The sequence below is a fragment of the Sphingobium salicis subsp. salicis genome (genome assembly GCF_049472635.1).
Taxonomy (GTDB): Bacteria; Pseudomonadota; Alphaproteobacteria; order Sphingomonadales; family Sphingomonadaceae; genus Sphingobium; species Sphingobium yanoikuyae_A.
On record NZ_JAYRCS010000001.1, the window covers coordinates 5,013,081 to 5,029,422 of the forward strand.

16 protein-coding genes and 1 tRNA gene are annotated in these 16,342 nt (G+C 65.3%); 11 read left to right on the forward strand and 6 right to left on the reverse strand.

What is annotated here, in order from left to right:
* Positions 1 to 296 precede the first annotated feature (296 nt).
* The 4 genes from VHN57_RS24230 to VHN57_RS24245 all read left to right on the forward strand — a co-directional run bounded on the left by VHN57_RS24230 (position 297) and on the right by VHN57_RS24245 (position 7,877).
* A complete protein-coding gene (locus tag VHN57_RS24230) occupies positions 297 to 3,011 on the forward strand; it encodes a TonB-dependent receptor (RefSeq protein ID WP_161732287.1) in 2,715 nt (904 codons plus the stop codon).
* A gap of 105 nt (positions 3,012 to 3,116) precedes the next feature.
* A complete protein-coding gene (locus VHN57_RS24235) occupies positions 3,117 to 3,809 on the forward strand; it encodes a DUF6250 domain-containing protein (RefSeq protein ID WP_423285922.1) in 693 nt (230 codons plus the stop codon).
* A gap of 22 nt (positions 3,810 to 3,831) precedes the next feature.
* Positions 3,832 to 6,540, forward strand: a complete 2,709-nt coding sequence (locus tag VHN57_RS24240; protein WP_423285924.1) for an exo-rhamnogalacturonan lyase family protein — start codon at positions 3,832 to 3,834, stop codon at positions 6,538 to 6,540.
* A gap of 14 nt (positions 6,541 to 6,554) precedes the next feature.
* A complete protein-coding gene (locus VHN57_RS24245; RefSeq protein WP_423285926.1) occupies positions 6,555 to 7,877 on the forward strand; it encodes an oligogalacturonate lyase family protein in 1,323 nt (440 codons plus the stop codon).
* Between the two features lie 20 nt (positions 7,878 to 7,897).
* Here the strand turns inward: VHN57_RS24245 and VHN57_RS24250 are convergent, their stop codons facing one another.
* On the reverse strand, positions 7,898 to 8,467 hold the full coding sequence (locus VHN57_RS24250) for a helix-turn-helix domain-containing protein (protein ID WP_004210258.1): 570 nt from the start codon (positions 8,465 to 8,467) through the stop codon (positions 7,898 to 7,900).
* A gap of 133 nt (positions 8,468 to 8,600) precedes the next feature.
* On the opposite strand from VHN57_RS24250, the gene VHN57_RS24255 reads away from it, so the two are divergent.
* The 3 genes from VHN57_RS24255 to VHN57_RS24265 all read left to right on the forward strand — a co-directional run bounded on the left by VHN57_RS24255 (position 8,601) and on the right by VHN57_RS24265 (position 10,933).
* A complete protein-coding gene (locus VHN57_RS24255) occupies positions 8,601 to 9,272 on the forward strand; it encodes a murein L,D-transpeptidase catalytic domain family protein (RefSeq protein ID WP_278988181.1) in 672 nt (223 codons plus the stop codon).
* 239 nt (positions 9,273 to 9,511) lie between these two features.
* The gene (locus VHN57_RS24260; RefSeq protein WP_278988184.1) at positions 9,512 to 10,243 is read left to right on the forward strand and encodes a hypothetical protein; all 732 of its coding nucleotides are present in this window, start codon (positions 9,512 to 9,514) and stop codon (positions 10,241 to 10,243) included.
* 15 nt (positions 10,244 to 10,258) lie between these two features.
* Entirely contained in the window at positions 10,259 to 10,933 is a 675-nt protein-coding gene (locus tag VHN57_RS24265; RefSeq protein WP_423285929.1) for a hypothetical protein, read from the forward strand.
* A gap of 5 nt (positions 10,934 to 10,938) precedes the next feature.
* Here VHN57_RS24265 and VHN57_RS24270 read toward each other — a convergent pair whose 3' ends face one another.
* Together VHN57_RS24270 and VHN57_RS24275 are read right to left on the reverse strand one after the other, a co-directional pair.
* Positions 10,939 to 11,613: a hypothetical protein gene (locus VHN57_RS24270; protein ID WP_099234052.1), complete on the reverse strand. Its 675-nt coding sequence runs from the start codon at positions 11,611 to 11,613 to the stop codon at positions 10,939 to 10,941.
* Between the two features lie 192 nt (positions 11,614 to 11,805).
* On the reverse strand, positions 11,806 to 12,003 hold the full coding sequence (locus tag VHN57_RS24275) for a hypothetical protein (RefSeq protein ID WP_037506240.1): 198 nt from the start codon (positions 12,001 to 12,003) through the stop codon (positions 11,806 to 11,808).
* 293 nt (positions 12,004 to 12,296) lie between these two features.
* Here VHN57_RS24275 and VHN57_RS24280 point away from each other — a divergent pair, with 293 nt between their 5' ends.
* Positions 12,297 to 12,833, forward strand: a complete 537-nt coding sequence (locus VHN57_RS24280; protein ID WP_037515925.1) for a DUF4136 domain-containing protein — start codon at positions 12,297 to 12,299, stop codon at positions 12,831 to 12,833.
* Positions 12,834 to 12,846: 13 nt separating this feature from the next.
* Positions 12,847 to 13,479 carry a YidH family protein gene (locus VHN57_RS24285; protein WP_278987662.1) on the forward strand — a complete coding sequence of 211 codons (633 nt, stop codon included), beginning with the start codon at positions 12,847 to 12,849 and terminating at the stop codon, positions 13,477 to 13,479.
* 39 nt (positions 13,480 to 13,518) lie between these two features.
* On the opposite strand, the gene VHN57_RS24290 is transcribed toward VHN57_RS24285, so the two are convergent.
* Positions 13,519 to 14,148 carry a DNA-3-methyladenine glycosylase family protein gene (locus VHN57_RS24290; RefSeq protein ID WP_278987661.1) on the reverse strand — a complete coding sequence of 210 codons (630 nt, stop codon included), beginning with the start codon at positions 14,146 to 14,148 and terminating at the stop codon, positions 13,519 to 13,521.
* A gap of 76 nt (positions 14,149 to 14,224) precedes the next feature.
* On the opposite strand from VHN57_RS24290, the gene VHN57_RS24295 reads away from it, so the two are divergent.
* Complete coding sequence (locus VHN57_RS24295) at positions 14,225 to 14,542, forward strand: 2Fe-2S iron-sulfur cluster-binding protein (RefSeq protein ID WP_004210272.1); 318 nt, start codon at positions 14,225 to 14,227, stop codon at positions 14,540 to 14,542.
* Between the two features lie 9 nt (positions 14,543 to 14,551).
* Here VHN57_RS24295 and VHN57_RS24300 read toward each other — a convergent pair whose 3' ends face one another.
* Together VHN57_RS24300 and rlmB are read right to left on the reverse strand one after the other, a co-directional pair.
* Positions 14,552 to 15,319, reverse strand: coding sequence for a hypothetical protein (locus VHN57_RS24300; RefSeq protein WP_125985657.1), 768 nt, complete (start codon positions 15,317 to 15,319; stop codon positions 14,552 to 14,554).
* Between the two features lie 80 nt (positions 15,320 to 15,399).
* Positions 15,400 to 16,140 (reverse strand): 23S rRNA (guanosine(2251)-2'-O)-methyltransferase RlmB, encoded by a 741-nt coding sequence (gene rlmB, locus VHN57_RS24305; RefSeq protein WP_004210274.1) that lies wholly within the window; start codon positions 16,138 to 16,140, stop codon positions 15,400 to 15,402.
* A 103-nt stretch (positions 16,141 to 16,243) separates the two neighbouring features.
* Between rlmB and VHN57_RS24310 the strand changes: the two genes are divergently transcribed.
* Positions 16,244 to 16,329, forward strand: a tRNA-Tyr gene (locus tag VHN57_RS24310).
* Positions 16,330 to 16,342: the final 13 nt, after the last annotated feature.

Here is a 16,342-nt window from a genome sequence, read left to right on the forward strand (position 1 = left end):
AAAAGCATTGGCGCTCGATCCGCCAGGCGGCTTAACGCGACCGGCGCGTCCGGATTCGCGGTGAAGCGTCTGGTGACGTCTAATGATCCACATGATGGAACCATGGTCCGTTATGGCAACGTTTCATCGATGATATGGCTCGTTTCGTCGCAAAGGCGGCGCCATCCTCGCGTGTCCATATATAGATATGAATACCCAATATATGGGATATCAAAGGGTTGTCGCGGCGGGGTCTGGTCGCGGTCGACCTCAAACCCGTGCCCAAACGGGGGGGCACGCATAGGGAGGATGTTTAAGTGAGGTTTTCCAATTATCGCGCCTTGTTGTCGACGTCGGCCGTCGCCGCCGTCCTGCTGGGCGCCATGCCGGCCGCGGCACAAGACCAGCAGCAGTCCGAACAGCCCCAGCAAGCGCCCGAAGCGAGCAGCGAGGATATCGTCGTCACCGGTATCCGTTCCAGCCTTCAGGGCGCGCTCAACGCCAAGCGCAATGCCGCCCAGGTTCTGGACGCGATTTCGGCCGAGGATATCGGCAAATTCCCGGACAAGAATGTCGGTGAAGCGCTGCAGCGCGTGACCGGCGTCCAGCTGACTCGTTCCGACGGCGAAGGCTCCGGCATCACCATCCGCGGCGCCGATCCGTCATTGAACCGCGTCGAGATCAACGGCGTCACCGCCCTGTCCACCACCGTGGGCGGCGGCCGCGATGTCGATTTCCGCGATCTGCCCTCCGAATTCGTCAACCGCCTGGAAGTGGTGAAGTCGGCGACCGCCGACATGACCGAAGGCGGCGTCGGCGGCACCGTGCGCGTCATCACCCGCCGGCCGTTCGACAATGGCGGCAAGCCCTATCTGGCCGGTTCCGCCCAGGCCATCTATGCCGATATCGGCGACCATATGGACCCGCGCCTGGCGCTGATCGGCAGCGACACCTTCGCCAATGGCACGATCGGCGTGCTGGTGTCGGGCACGTTCGAGAACCGCAATGTCGAAAGCCATCAGGCCCGCACCACCGGCTGGGTGCAGCTCAAGGACGCAAATGGCGCCGTCTATGACCTCAACAATGACGGCGTCGGCGATTTCTTCCCCGACATTCCGCGCTATGTCATCAACCGCCTGGAAACCCGCCGCTATGCGCTGAACGGCATCCTGGAATGGCGCCCGAGCGACGATTTCAAGGCCTATGTCGAAAGCAACTGGACCAAGTCGATCCAGTCGGTGACCTCGCAATATCTGCAGACCGGCACCAGCGGCGGCATCGTCGACACGGAAAACACCATCATCGGCCCGGACAATACGGTCGAATATCTGGTGATGACCAACAATACGTCGAAGGCGCAGACCAGCCAGCTGGGCGTGTCCTATCGCAACATTCTGGGCGACATCAAGCGTACCACCTATAATGTCGCGCTGGGCGCCGACTGGACGACCGGCAACCTGACGCTGACGCCGAAAATCTCGCTGTCCAAGGCCAAGGCCTATAATAACGAAATCAATGCGACCGCGGCCGTCACCGGCATGTCCAGCCTGATCGTCGACTATAGCAACGGCCAGAATGCGCCGAACATCATCCTGCCCAATGATCCGACCACCACGGCCGGCATCAACCAGCTGACCGTGCTGCGCCGTCCGCGCTATGACGACCAGACCGAGAAGATGGCCAAGCTGGACGCGGAATATAAGACCGACGGCGGCCTGTTCACCTCGTTCAAGATCGGTGGCCAGTATCGCGACCTGACGGTCAAGAGCCGCTTCTACACCCGCACCACGACGCTCAATGGCTTCAGCGATCCGGCGGTGCAGGCACAGATCGACAGCATCGTCAGCGGCAATGCGGCGCTCGGCACCTCGCCCTTCTTCCACACCGGCAATCTGGGCTTCACCGGCGATTATAGCGGCTGGCTCAACATGACCCAGGGCGTGGCCGATGCGGTCGGCATTCCCGATCCGTTCGCGGAAGGCGGCTGCCCGGCCAATGCCGATGGCACCTGCCAGGTCTATACCGACACCTGGAAGGTCGGCGAACGCAATCTGGCTGGCTATGGCCAGGCCAGCTTCGCCTTCGATGTCGGAGCCGTGCCTGTCAGCGGCGTGATCGGCGCCCGCGTCGTCAATACCAAGGTCAACACCTCGGGCTATCTCAGCACCGGCGGCGTGATCTCGCCCGTATCCTATGACAGCAACAGCACCGAATTCCTGCCCTCGATCAACATGAAGGCGGAACTCATCCCCAACAAGCTGATGGCGCGTGCGACCGCGACCGAAGTGATGGCCCGTCCGCTGCCGCAGCAACTGGCCCCGCGCTTCACCATCGACGTGGTTGGCCTGTCGGGTTCGCGCGGCAATCCGGATCTGCAGCCGTTCCGCGCTCGCCAATATGATGCGGGCCTGGAATATTATATCAACCGCACCAGCTTCGCGTCGGTCACCTATTTCCGCAAGGAAATCAGCTCGTTCATCCAGAACACGACCGAGCCCTATACCGATGCCAGCGGCGTGACCTACACCATCACCGTGCCGACCAACGGTACGCAGAAGGTGACGATCAACGGCGTGGAAGCCGGCGCGCAGATCGCGTTCGACTTCATCGACGTGCCGGTGCTCAAGCAGATGGGCGTGGTCGCCAACTATACCTATTCCAAGGATAGCGGCTACGAAGGGAAGGATTATTTCACCGGCGATTCCCTGCCCTTCCAGGGCCTGTCGCGCCATGCCTACAATATCTCGGCCTATTATGAAGACGACGTCGTCAGCCTGCGGGGCGCCTATAACTGGCGGTCCAAATATCTGATCACGGCGCAGGGCCGCGGTAACAATCCCGAGTTTGGCGAAGCCTATGGCCAGCTGGATGCGTCGCTCAACGTCACGCTGATGCCGGGCATCTCGATGTTCCTGGAAGGCGTCAACCTGCTCGACGCGACGCGCAAGGAAAATGCCAACAGCGTCGAACGTCGCACCATCATCGAGACGGTCGGCCGCCGCGTCTATGGCGGTATCCGCTTCAAGCTCTGATTGGCGCTCATGGCCTGGCCTCCCCCAGGTCATGAGACAGGCTGCGGGTCGGGACATGCCCGACCCGCAGCATCATGTTTTCAAGATCAAGCGGGACAGGTCGCCATGTTCTCTCGCCGCACCCTCCTTGCATCGCTGGTCCTCGCGCCGATCGCCGGCCCCTTGAACGCTGCGGCGCGGGGGCCGCTCTGGCGCGACGACTTCCGCCATGGCCTCAAGCAATGGCAGCTGGAGGCGGTGGGCAATGCGCGCGTGACCGCGCAGGATGGCCTACTCGACATCGTCGCGCCCAAGGGGCTAACGCTCTGGTTCCGCAAGCAACTAAGCGGCCCGGTCGCGATCCGCTACGACGTGCGCGCCGTGTCGGATGGCGGCCCCTATGACGAGGTCAGCGACGTCAACGCCTTCTGGATGGCACGCGACCCGGCGGCGCCCGGCGGATCGGCGCTCGGCCGCACGCGCAGCGGCACGTTCGAGGATTATGACAGCCTCCGCACCTATTATGTGGGCATTGGCGGTAACCGCAACAGCACCACGCGGATGCGCCGCTATGTGGGGGAGCCGGGCCATCGCCCGCTGCTGCCGGAACATGACCGCACCGACAAGGCGGCGATGCTGGTGCCCAATCAGTGGTTTTCGATCGGCCTGATCGCCAACGGATCTCATATCGTGGTGGAGCGGGACGGGGCGACCCTGTTCACGCTCGACGATCCCGATCCCTATCGCAGCGGCCATTTCGGCCTGCGCACGACGCAGAGCCATCTTCAGGTCCGCAATTTCACCATCACCAAGATCTGAACAACATAAAAGGGAGAGCAAAGTGGATATCAGGGCGGGGATCAGCCGGCGCGACAGCCTGAAGGCGGGATTGATGGCAAGCGCGACCGCGCTGCTGCCGGGCGCGGCGCAGGCGGCGACCAGTGCGCGCGGCGGCGCGATGCCGGAAACCCCGGTCCGCTGGATCGACGATGCCGCCCCGCCGCTCTCGCTCGGCCAGACCTTTGGCGTGCCATGGCCGCGCGGCGTGCTGCGCGCGGGCAAGCCGCTGTCGGTGCAGGGCGCCGATGGCACCGCTCTGCCCTCGCAGCACTGGACGCTGGCGACCTGGCCCGACGGGTCGATCAAATGGACCGCCCATGCACTGCCCGCCGGCACCGGCCAGCCCGGCGCGCTGCGGGTGGTGCCGGGCAAGCCGGCCGCGCCGCAGGCGCCGGTACTGGTGCGCGAACTCGCCGACCGGATCGAGATTCAGGTCGGCGCGCTCCGCTGGAGCATCGGCCGCTCGGGCAATGCGATCATCCAGTCGGCGCAGCAGGGCGGTCGCACCGTCGTCGGCCCCCTGACGCTAGTGGCCAGCGTCGACAGCGCGCCCGAAGGCGGCACCCGCACGCCCTTCACCGGCCGCATCACCAGCGCCACCGTCGAGCAGAAGGGGCCGGTCCGCGCCGTCGTCAAGCTGACGGGCGTGCATGAGGGGCAGGGGCGGCAGATCTTGCCCTTCACCCTGCGCCTCTATGCCCATGCCGGCGGCGACCATCTGCGCATCGTCCACAGCTTCATCTTCGATGGCGATCCGGCGAAGGATTTCATCAGCGGCATCGGCCTCACCGCCGCCGTGCCGATGGCGGGCGCCCCGCATGACCGTCATGTTCGCCTCGCCACCGCCGAAGATGGCCTGTTCAGCGAAGCGGTGCGGCCGCTCACCGGCCTGCGCCGCGATCCGGGCAAGGCGGTGCGTGCCGCGCAGATCGCCGGCAAGGCGGTGCCGATGGACGCGATGGCGCCCGGCGTCGCCAAACTGCTCGACCGCATCCCGACATGGGGCGATTTCGACCTGACCCAATTGTCCGCCGACGGTTTCGCCATCGCCAAGCGCACCCAGGATGGCCATGCCTGGGTCGATTCCGTCGCTGGCAGCCGGTCGCAGGGCCTCGGCTATATCGGCTCGCCCCAAGGCGGCGCGGCGATCGCCACCCGCTATTTCTGGCAGCGCCACCCGTCCCAGATCAGCATTCGGGACGCCGAAAGTGACATGGCGACGCTGACCGCCTGGCTCTGGTCGCCCGATGCCAAGCCGATGGACATGCGCTCCTATCGCGGCGTCCTGGGGATGGAGGGCTATGATGCCCAGAATGAAGGGCTCGACATCACCTATGAGGATTATGAGCCCGGCTGGGATGCCGCGACCGGCGTCGCCCGCACCAGCGAATTGACCCTCTGGGCCTGCGCCGCCACCCCGTCGGCCGATGCGCTCGCCGCCATGGCGCAGGCGAACGCCGTGCCGCCGCAGCTGATGGTGACGCCCGACCGCATCCATGAAGCCGGCGTCTTCGGCATCTGGAGCCTGCCGGACCGGTCCAGCCCCATGAAGGCGCGGATCGAGGACCAGAATAGCAACCTCGTCGACTTCTATGTGGGCGAAGTGGATCGCCGCCGCTGGTATGGTTTCTGGAACCATGGCGACATCATGCACACCTATGATTTCGACCGGCATGTGTGGCGCTACGACATTGGCGGCTTCGCCTGGGACAATAGCGAATTGTCGCCGGACCTGTGGTTCTGGACCAGCGTGCTGCGCACCGGCAATGCCGCCGCCTTCCGCTTTGCCGAAGCGCTGACCCGCCATACCGGCGAGGTCGACGTCTATCATCTCGGCAGGTTCAAGGGGCTGGGCACCCGCCATGGCGTCCAGCACTGGAGCGACAGCAGCAAGCAGCCGCGCGTCAGCAATGCCATGTATCGCCGCATTTTCTATTATCTGACCGCCGACGAACGCGCCGGCGACCTGATGCGCGATCTGGTCACGTCCGACCTGGCGCTGGAGCATGTCGAGATCGGCCGCAAGGTGCCGGGCGCGGAGCGCAATCCGCTGCCGGCCGGCGTCATTGACCTCAGCTTCGGCACCATGTGGTGCTCGGTCGCCTCGGCCTGGCTCACCGAATGGGAGCGGACCGGCGACAAGAAGTGGCGCGAGCGACTGCTGAACGGCATGGATAGCATCGGTCGCCTGAAATATGGCTGGCTGGCGGGCAGCGCCCCCTATGACCTCAAGACCGGGCGCTTCATGGGGGCGGGGGACAAGATTTCCATCTCGCACCTCAATGCCGTGTTCGGCGCGCTGGAGGTGAATGCCGAGCTTCTCGACCTGCTCGACGTGCCGCGCTATCGCACCGCCTGGCTCGATTATTGCCGCTGGTTCAATGCCTCGCCGCAGGAATGGAAGGCGAAGTTCGAGCAGCCCTTCGGCCGCCGCAACCTCAAGGAAGGCCATTCGCGCCTGACCGCCTATGTCGCGCGCGAAACCGGCGACAGGGAACTGGCGGTCCGCGCTTGGAAAGAATTCCTGGGCGGCGACGCGGGCCTCGGCCTGTCGACCGGCGATCCGCGCGTGTCGCTGAAGGGCCCGGCCTATGTCCGCCCGATCGTCGAATGGCCGGACGTCTCCACCAATGCGGCGTCGCAATGGGGCCTTGCCGCGATCGAGAATCTGGCGCTCATTCCCGACGCGCTCGCCGATGCTGCCAAATGATGAAGGGCCTTAAGATGAAGACGATGATGATTGGCCTGATGGCGGCGCTGACGGTGAGCGCGGCGACCCCGGCGCTGGCCAAGCCCGTGGCCGAATGGGTCGACCAGACTACCGGCCACCGCGTGCTGCGGCTGACCGACACGCCGGGCAGCGCCAGCCTCTATTTCCACCAGAACAGCTATACGCCGCAGGGCGACAAGATGGTGATTTCCACCCCCGACGGCATTTCGGTGCTGACGCTGGCCGACTGGAGCATCAGGCCGCTGGTCAAGGGCAAGGATATCCAGCTGCTCTTCACCGGGCGCAAGACGCGCACCGCCTATTATGCCAGCCACAGACGCGACGATGGCGCCGGCGCGACGACGCTCTATGCCGCCGACATCGACAGCGGCAAGGTGCGCAAGATCGCGACCGTCGATCGCGGTTCGATCGGCTCGATCAATGCGGACGAGACGCTGCTGCTCGGCCAATGGGCGGCCAGCGACAAGCCGCTCCAGCCCGACGGCACCCAGAAGCGCGCCGCGCCGGAGATCAAGCAGCAGTTCGGCCAGGCCAATTATGCCGCCAACGGCCCGGACGGAAAGCCGCTCAGCTTTGCCGAGGCGAAGGAAGTGCGCCTCAACGAGCGGCTGGAAGCGCGCATTCCGATGGAGATCTTCACCATCGACATCCGCACCGGCGAGCGCAAGGTGGTGGTCGCCTCGACCGACTGGCTCAACCATATCCAGTTTTCGCCGACCGACCCTAAGCTCATCATGTATTGCCATGAAGGCCCCTGGCACAAGGTCGACCGGATCTGGACGATCCGCACCGACGGCAGCGGTCAGCAGCTGGTCCACAAGCGCACGATGAACATGGAAATTGCCGGCCACGAGTTCTTCTCGCCCGACGGCAAGTGGATCTGGTATGATCTCCAGACGCCGCGTGGCGAGGTGTTCTGGCTCGCCGGCTATGAGCTGGCGACCGGGCATCGGCAGTGGTTCAAGGTCGATCGCAACCAATGGTCGGTCCACTACAACCAGGCGCCTGACCTCAAGCATTTCTCCGGCGACGGCGGCGACAGCGAAATGGTCGCCCATGCCCCCGACGGCAAATATCTCTATCTCTTCACGCCCCAGGCCATTCCCGATGTCGCCGGCATCCATGCCGACAATGCCGCCGACCTGATCGCGCCGGGTACCTTTGGCGTCGAGAAGATCGTCGACATGCGCAAGCATGACTATCGGCTGGAGCCCAACATCACCTTCACGCCCGACGGCAAATGGATGATCTTCCGCTCCAACATGGACGGCGCGCCGCAAATCTACGCGGCGGAGATTGCCAAGCCGGCGCACTGACGACGCGGGACGATGGCGGCTCAGCCGGCATCGTCCTCGCTGTGCATGATGTCGGCGCGGGTGATGGTGCCGCCCTGGCTGTGGACCACGGCCAGCCGCTTGCGGCCCTTGTCGCGGAAGCTGATCTCGCCGCTGTCGATCGCGGGATCGGCGATCATGATGAGGGCGTCGAACACGCCGCGCGCCTCGCGCAATTCGCTCAGGATCGTCAGCAGTTCGTGCGAGGTGATGCGGGTGCCGCCTTCGCTGTCGGGCATCTGCTTCTCGATGATCCGGTGCAGCGCCTCGACGATCGCCAGCGTCGGATGCAACCGCTCGACCGGCACCGGCGGGGTCAGCGGCACGGCGCGAACATCGGCCAGCGCCAGATAGGGGTCGATCGCGCCGGGGCCGAAAACCTGCTCGATATTGGCAAGGGTCACGGCGTCCAGGTTGCTCGCCTCGTTGCGGGCATTCTTGACCGTGCCGGCCGAACAGCCGATCCGCTCCGCCAGCTGGCTGTCGGACAGGCCATGGGCCTTCTGGATGCGCCGGACGATGGTGGCGACCGCTTCCCGATAGATGCCGTTCGATAGCCGCGTTCCGGCCATGTCCCGCTTCTCCCGCTTCGACGTGCCCCGCCCGACAAAAATGCCGGGCCGGACGGATGTGCGCAAGACTTTGTGCGCCGCGCCCGATTCCGGCAAAGACCTTGGCGGGGCCTGCACCCTAGTTGCACCATCCATGAACCCCGATCGTCGCCGTTTTCTCCTTTCCGCTTCCGTTCTGGTCGCGGGCGCTGTTGGCACCGCGCGTGCCTCCGCGCCGGGGCCGATGCGCGCGCTGCGGCCCATGCTGCCGGCAACACCCGTCGCGCCGGTACAGACGCCGACCCCGCCGGCGCTGGTGAAGCCCGCTTTGTTTGCGCAGGCGCGCGCGGCGCTGGAACGGCATCCGCAGATCGTCAACCGGCACCGCATGGCGCTGGTCGATTTTGCCGCGCCCTCGTCGGAGCCGCGGCTGCACATCGTCAACCTGCTGGATGGCACCACCACCTCCTATCTGGTGGCGCATGGCAGCGGATCGGACCCGGATCACAGCGGCTGGCTGGAGCGCTTTTCCAATGCGCCCGGCTCCAACGCCTCCTGTTCGGGCGCGTTTCTGACGGCCGATCCCTATGTCGGGAAACATGGCCCGTCGCAGCGCTTGCAGGGGCTCGATCCGACCAACGACAATGCGATGAGCCGGGCGATCGTGCTGCATGGTGCCTGGTATGCCGAACCCACGCTGGCCGGTGCGCGCGGCAAGCTGGGGCGCAGCCAGGGCTGTTTCGCGGTCGGCGACAGCGTCCGGTCGCAGGTCATGGCCCAGTTGGGCCGGGGCAGCCTGATCTACGCGGCCAAGCTGGTCGTCTGAATTCTGCCATAAGCGCGTCGCCCCAATCGGCGCGCGGGTCCGTGCCGCCGCTTAACCCCTTTCGCGGTGGGCACCATGGCCGTCCGGGAGCGGTGCTTGCATCGCTCCCGGACTTTATTTCTCGGTATTTTCCCTGATCCCTATCCACGGCTTTGCCGAATGCGCCGCGCCAGCGTTGCTGTAGCATGCGGCCGTCTGCGACTCCGCTTTCCGGCGTCGCAGGAACAGGGGAAATGAGGATGACGCGTTTTTCGACATTCTTGTCGGTGACCGCCTTGCTGGCGGCTGCCCTTCCGATCTCGCCGGCCCATGCGGCGCCGCCGCGCGATGTCGATGATCTGGTCGGCGCGCGAGGCTCTTCTGGGGAAAATGCGCTCCAGTCGCGCGGCTATCGCATCGCCAAGCAGAATGGCCTCACCAACTATTGGTGGAACAGCGCGAAGGACCAGTGCATCCGGGTCGTCACCTATAATGGCCGCTATGATGCGATCGACAGCGCATCGGATGGCGATTGCGGCCATGGCGGTGGCAATACGGCCGCAGCGGCAGTAGCCGGCGTTGCGGCGATCGGCCTGATCGCGGCGCTTGCCAGCCACAAGAAGAGCCATAATGACAGCTCGGCCCAGCATGACAGCGAATATGAGCGCGGCTATCATGACGGCCTTTATGGCGGTGACTATGATCGCAACGACAGCGAAGCCTATCATTCGGGCTTTTCGGCGGGCAATGCGGAGCGGAGCAATCGCCTTGCCGCCAACAGCCAGATCGTGCGGGGCGCGCCGGCGGCGGCGCAGCGGGCCTGTGCCCGGCGCGGCGACGAGTTCCAGAACGTGCCGGCGGGCAGTTCCGTGCCGGTCAGCGTCTATCCGCAAGGTGGGGATCGCTACGAGATTATCATTGCGTCCGGCCATTATCGCTCGCGTTGTAGCGTTACGGGTGATGGCAATGTGATGTCGATGGACCCCTATTGATCGAAAGGATGCATCATGAGGAATGCCATGATCGCGACCGTCGCGCTGTCGGCGTTGGCCATGCCGGCCATCGCTCAGGCCCCGGTGCGCAGCGAGCGGGTGCAATTCGCCAGGGGGACCGCCTCCAAGGTCATCAAGGCGTCGCTCAAGGGCTATGACATGGTCGATTATCTGGTCGGCGCGCGGGCCGGCCAGACCATGAATGTCCGGCTTCAGACCAGCAACGCCTCCAGCTATTTCAACGTGATCGCGCCCGGTGCCGGGGATAGCGCCATGTTCGTCGGTTCGTCCGCCGGCAACAGCTTTGCCGGCCGCCTGCCCGCCAATGGCGATTATCGCATCCGCGTCTATCTGATGCGCAATGCCGCCCGCCGCAACGAAGTCGCCAATTATACGCTGACCGTCAGCGTGCAGGCGCTGGCGGCGACCGCGGCGCAGGTGATGCCGGCGGCGACCGGCCCGGCGCTGACGCCGGGCAACATGCCCGCTTATTGCCGGGGGGAAGTGTCCGGCCAATATGGCACCCGCCCGGCCTATGTGAAGACCGGAGCGATCGCCAAGGCGCCCGGTGGCTTCTTCATCGATGGCACGGTCGACAAAGGCAGCGAGGGGATCAAGCGCTTCCGTTGCCGCTTCGACGCACAGCGTCGCTTCGTCGACGTGATGGCGATGACGCCGGACGGCGAATAGCCGGGTCAGCCGCCCAGGATCAGGAAGCTCGCTCCGCTGTTGATCAGCGAGGCGAGCAGCCAGGTGCCCAACGCTGATCGGAACGCCTTGCCGGTCGATTTCCGGGTGCGACTGCGCAGCCAGATCGTCTCGATCCGCAGATACCAGCTGATTGTCACCAGCATGATGACCAGCGCGGCGATCGCCCAGGCGACGTCGCCGAGGCGCGCCAGGATCGACGCGATGCCCAGCACCAGCGCGGCCGGCCCGGCAATATAGCATTGGGCGTAGAAAGGACGGCGCAGCGTGTCGCGGTTGAGCGCCAGGCCCTGCGCCTTCAGCCGCCGCACCGCGAACATCAGCGGATAGATGGCGAAAAGGAAGGCGCGCAGCACCAGCAGGTTCATTTCCGACGCGGTGATTTCCTTGCCGATGCCGGTGGTTGCGACCTCCGGCATCTTCTGGTGCGACGCCACCTCGATCAGGTGCGACAGCAATATGGTCAGCATCAGGAACAGGGGCGGGCTCAGCATGTCGGTGAATTGCTGGTCCGGCGCATCCTCCAGTTCCTTGTCGGAATAGCGCAGCATCTGGATCGGGTGGCGGATGGTCCGCCATAGGGTGCGGGGATAGAAGACCAGCCAGCTCATCGCTTCATAGAGAAATTCTTCCAGCGACTGGAACAGGCGTAGGAAATCCATCGATGCTCCCGATCATGAGGAAGGCTGGCATCCCGCCGCCGGGGCTGGATCGCGCCGCCCAGCCGTGCAGGCGTCGAAACCGTCACGGCCCAATGTTTCCCGGTTCAGTTGGACCGGTTGAGCGCAGGCCGGTTCAGCGTGAATCCGTCAGTCCGTTCAACACAGGCCTGTCCGGCTCGGATGATGGCCGCGCTAGCGGTTGCTGGCGAGCTGCTGCCCGGCGCGCACCGCCGGCTTGTCCGCGGTCAGATCGTCAAGCCAGGGCAGGGCCGGTGGCGCCAGCCTGACGGTGGGGGTTGCATCCTGCGGCGTGCCCATGCTGCTTGCCGTGGCCAATGCCACACAAATGCCGGCGCCCGCTGCGACCATTGCAGGCCAGTCTCTTACCATCGCACACAGCTCCCTCTGCTGGGCTGCGATCGGCAGGAAAAGTTTCGCGATTGGCGCCGCGACTCACCCGTCCGACCGCTGGAATAAGGGATGATCGCGCATTCGCGGGCATCGCGCCATAGCGGATTTTCCGGGGGTCGGGCGATCGTCCCGCTTTGGTCCGACCGCGGCTTTCGGGCGCCGCTTCACGCCATTGGCTAGGGATATCCGGGGCGGTCCCTAGGGGAGAATCCCGATGGCTGGCCCGGCGTCCGCTTGGCTATGCCCAGGGATGTTCAAAGGGAGGTCGCGATATGATCAGGCGCATATTCGTCACGGGTCTGCTGCTGGCGCTGGCAGGCTGTGCCACCACGCCACGGGTCAATTATGATGCCGATCCCGCGGCCAATTTCGCCAGCTATCGCAGCTATAGCTGGGCGTCGATCAATGTGCCGCAGGGCATGAACCCATTGCTGTTCCAGCGGGTGAAGGCGTCGATCGACACCGCCCTCGCGGCGCGCGGCTATAGCCAGGCTGAACCCGGCGAATTTGCCATCGGCTTTACCCTGGGCGCCCGCGACCGGGTCGAGGTGACCGATTTCGGTCCCTATGCCACTTATTATCGTCCCTGGGGCGGGTGGGCCGGCTGGGGCGGCTATCGCAATGTCGATGTGCGCAACGTGACCGACGGCACGCTGACGGTCGATATCTATGACACCGGGACGAAACAGCCGGTCTGGCACGGCACGGCCACGCAGGAGGTCAGCCGCAAGAGCCCCGACCAGGCGACAATCGACAAGGCGGTGACCGCCGTGCTCGCCAATTTCCCGCCGCCGATCAAGCCGAACTGACAGGAGGGGGCATATGGCCGAATCGCAGGAATCCAGGGGCGTGCCCATCCGCCCGGCCCGCAATGTGGGCGAGCCCGTGCCGCCCATTCCGCCGGTCGATGCGAGCGATCCCGAAGGGGCATCGACCGCCTATTCGCATTTCCGCACCGGCCTGTCGCGCCATCGCACGGGCCTGTCGGAACATCGCACCGACCTGTCCGAATATCGCACCGACCTGTCCGGGCATCGCACCGAAATGTCGATGCGCCGGACCGGCATGTCGTTCCAGCGTACCCGGATGAGCGCGGACCGGACCCTGATGTCGGAAATGCGCACAGCGCTGTCCCTCATCGGCTTCGGCTTCACCATCAACCAGGCATTCCAGAAGATGCAGGACGCGGGTAGCATCCAGAATGTCAACGCGCCGCGCAATTTCGGCGTGGCGCTGCTGGTGTTCGGCATCGTGCTGCTGGCCGGCGGCATCGTGCGCCATGTCCAGTTCGCGACCGAATTGCGGGATCGGCGCAAGATCATGACGGAGGATGGGCTGATTCACTCCGACAGCCGCTTCCCGATCTCGGTGACGCTGGTGATTGCGCTGTGTCTGCTGGCGCTGGCGCTGGCGGCGGTGCTGGGCATCGTCTTCAACATCGCGCTGCTGGGCTGAAGCGCGGGCAGGCGGGCGGGGCCTGTGCCCCGCCGCGTCTCAGCTTTGCAGCATGTCCTGCCCGCTATTATAATGGTGCCAGGCCATGATCGCGGCGGCGCCGCGATGCGGGCGCCAGGCTTCGGCGAGATCACGGGTCAGCTTCTCGCTCGGCCGCTCGCCCAGGCCCAATATCCGCCCGACCGCGATCTGCACCGCCAGGTCGCCGGCCGGCCAGATGTCGGGGCGGCCTTCGGCGAACAGCAGATAGATTTCCGCCGACCAGCGGCCGATCCCCTTGATCTGCACCAGTTGCGCGATCGCGACTTCATCGTCGGCGGGCAGGGCGTGGAGATCGAGCGTGCCGTCCACCACCAGTTCGGCCAGGCTGCGGGCATAGCCCTGTTTCTGCCGCGACAGGCCACAGGCGCGCAACGTATCGAAATCGCGCGCCAGCAGCGCTTCGGGTGTGCAGCCCACGCCCAGCTCCGCCTCCAGCTTGCGCCAGACCGCCGCGGCGGAGGCGACGCTGACCTGCTGGCCGACGATGGTGCGCAGCAACGTCTCATAGCCCGGTTCGCGCACGCGCGGCACCGGATAGCCGACGCTGGCGATTGCCGCGCCGAATGCCGGCTCCGCCGCAGCGATGAAGTCCAGGCTGACGCGCAATTCTTCCGCCGTGCTTACCATGTCCGCCCGTCCAGCCCTTGATTTCGCCGCCGCTGTCGGTCAGAGCGGCGGGGATAAGTCCAAAAGGAATGGGTAGATGCCGAAGCTGATCGTGGTCAACCGTGATGGTGCCGAACAGACTGTTGAGGGGGACAAGGGTCTCTCGGTGATGGAAGTCATTCGCGACCATGGCTTTGACGAGCTGCTCGCGCTGTGCGGCGGCTGCTGCTCCTGCGCGACCTGCCATGTCTATGTCGACCCGGCCTTTGCCGACGCCCTGCCGGCGATGAGCGAGGACGAGAATGACCTGCTCGACAGCAGCGATCATCGCAATGAGACCAGCCGCCTGTCCTGTCAGGTCGTGCTGAGCGATGCGCTTGACGGTCTGCGCGTCACCATCGCGCCGGAAGACTGATCCCTTATTTCAGGGCCTGACCCGCAACGTCGCGGCCGGCGCATCGCCGGTCAGCGGCGTGATGGTCCATGTGATGCGCTTGCCCTCTGGCACGGTGGTTGCGCCATCTTCCTGATTCTGGCTCACGATCTCTGCATCAGTGGTCAGCGTGAACGTGCCGTTCAGCGCCTTGGCCGCCGCGTCGCCCGATCCCCCGCCCATGCCGGCCGGCCCCTGGCTCTTGTCGAAACCGTTGGAAAAGCCCGGTGCCTTCACCCGCACCCGGTCCGCCCCGCGCATTTCCACCGCGACGAAGGGCAGGACGATCTGCGCGTCGATGTTGAAGGGGAAGAGGAAGGCATGGTCCAGCCTTCCGCTGATCGCATAGTCGATCGCGAATTTGTGATCGCCCAGATACTGGACCGACCGGAACCCTTTTTCCTTGGTGAGCGCGCTCGCCATCGCCTGCATCTGCGCATCGTCGCCGCTGGCCTTGTCGAACTGGGGCTCGGCGGGCGGGGCGGGTGTCTTGCTCTGGCTCTGCGCCACCTTCTGCAGCACGGCCTCCTCGCCCTCGGGCGGGGCGACGCCTTCCAGCGGATCCTCCTCTGCATCGCTGTTCAGGCCGCCCAGCGCCTTGTCCATGTCCGACGCCAATATCTCGCCCTTATAGGCAAAGGCGAAGCTGCGGTCGGCGCGGATGTCGAGCGTGGAGGTGAAGCTGCCGGGGGTCACCAGGCATCCGGGCAGCATCAGCAGCGCGGCCAGCGCGCCCGCCGCGCGGGACAATAGGACCATGGCGAACCCCCGTTCGTCTGCGCGACGATGTGGGCAGGGCGCCCCACCCACATCGTCGCAAGATGGTGCCCGGCGGCCGCTTACCGGCTGGTGGCGGCGTACAGGGCGATCGCTGCCGCATTGGAGACGTTCAGGCTCTCCATGCGCGGGCTGATCGGCAGCTTAGCGATAATGTCGCAATGCGCCATGGTGTTGTGGCGCAGCCCTTCGCCCTCGGCGCCCAGCACCAGCGCGACGCGCGATTCGCCGATCGCGTCGGCCAGCACGGTGTCGCAATCGCCGTCCAGGCCGATGCGCCAGTAACCGGCTTCGGCAATCTCTTCGAGCGCACGGGCCAGGTTCACCACCCGCACCCAGGGCACGGTTTCCAGCGCGCCCGACGCGGCGCGGGCCAGCACGCCCGATTCGGGCGGCGCATGCCGGTCCTGCGTGACGATGCACAGCGCGTCGAAGGCGGCGGCCGACCGCAGGATCGCGCCGACATTATGCGGGTCGGTCACCTGGTCGAGCACCAGGATCGGGCGCTGGTCGTCCCGCCCCTGTTCCAGCACGTCGCCCAGCCAGACATCGTCCAGCGGCTCGACTTCGGCGACGATGCCCTGATGCGGCGCATCCGACGGCACCATGCGGCCCATGTCGGCGACGTCGGAATAGACGATCGGCAGAACGGGCGGCAGGTCGAGCGCGCCGATCGCTTCGCGCGTGCCCCATATCTTGCGCACGACGCGGTTCGGATTGGCGAGCGCAGCCGTGATGGCGTGGCGTCCGTAGAAGCGGGGGAAGGCGCCTTTCGGCTTGCCGGTACGATGTCCTCTTTTCATGTTTTCGCTCTTTTCACATCACCCCATTGACAGGCAAGCCTCCATTCGCCATTGAGCCGCCTCCAGCGCGGCGGGACAGCAAATTTCCACCGCGTAGGGCACTGGACAGGTGGCCGAGTGGTTAAAGGCAGCAGACTGTAAATCTGCCCGGGTTTCCGTACGCTGGTTCGAATCCAGCCCTGTCCACCACTGCCCTCATCGG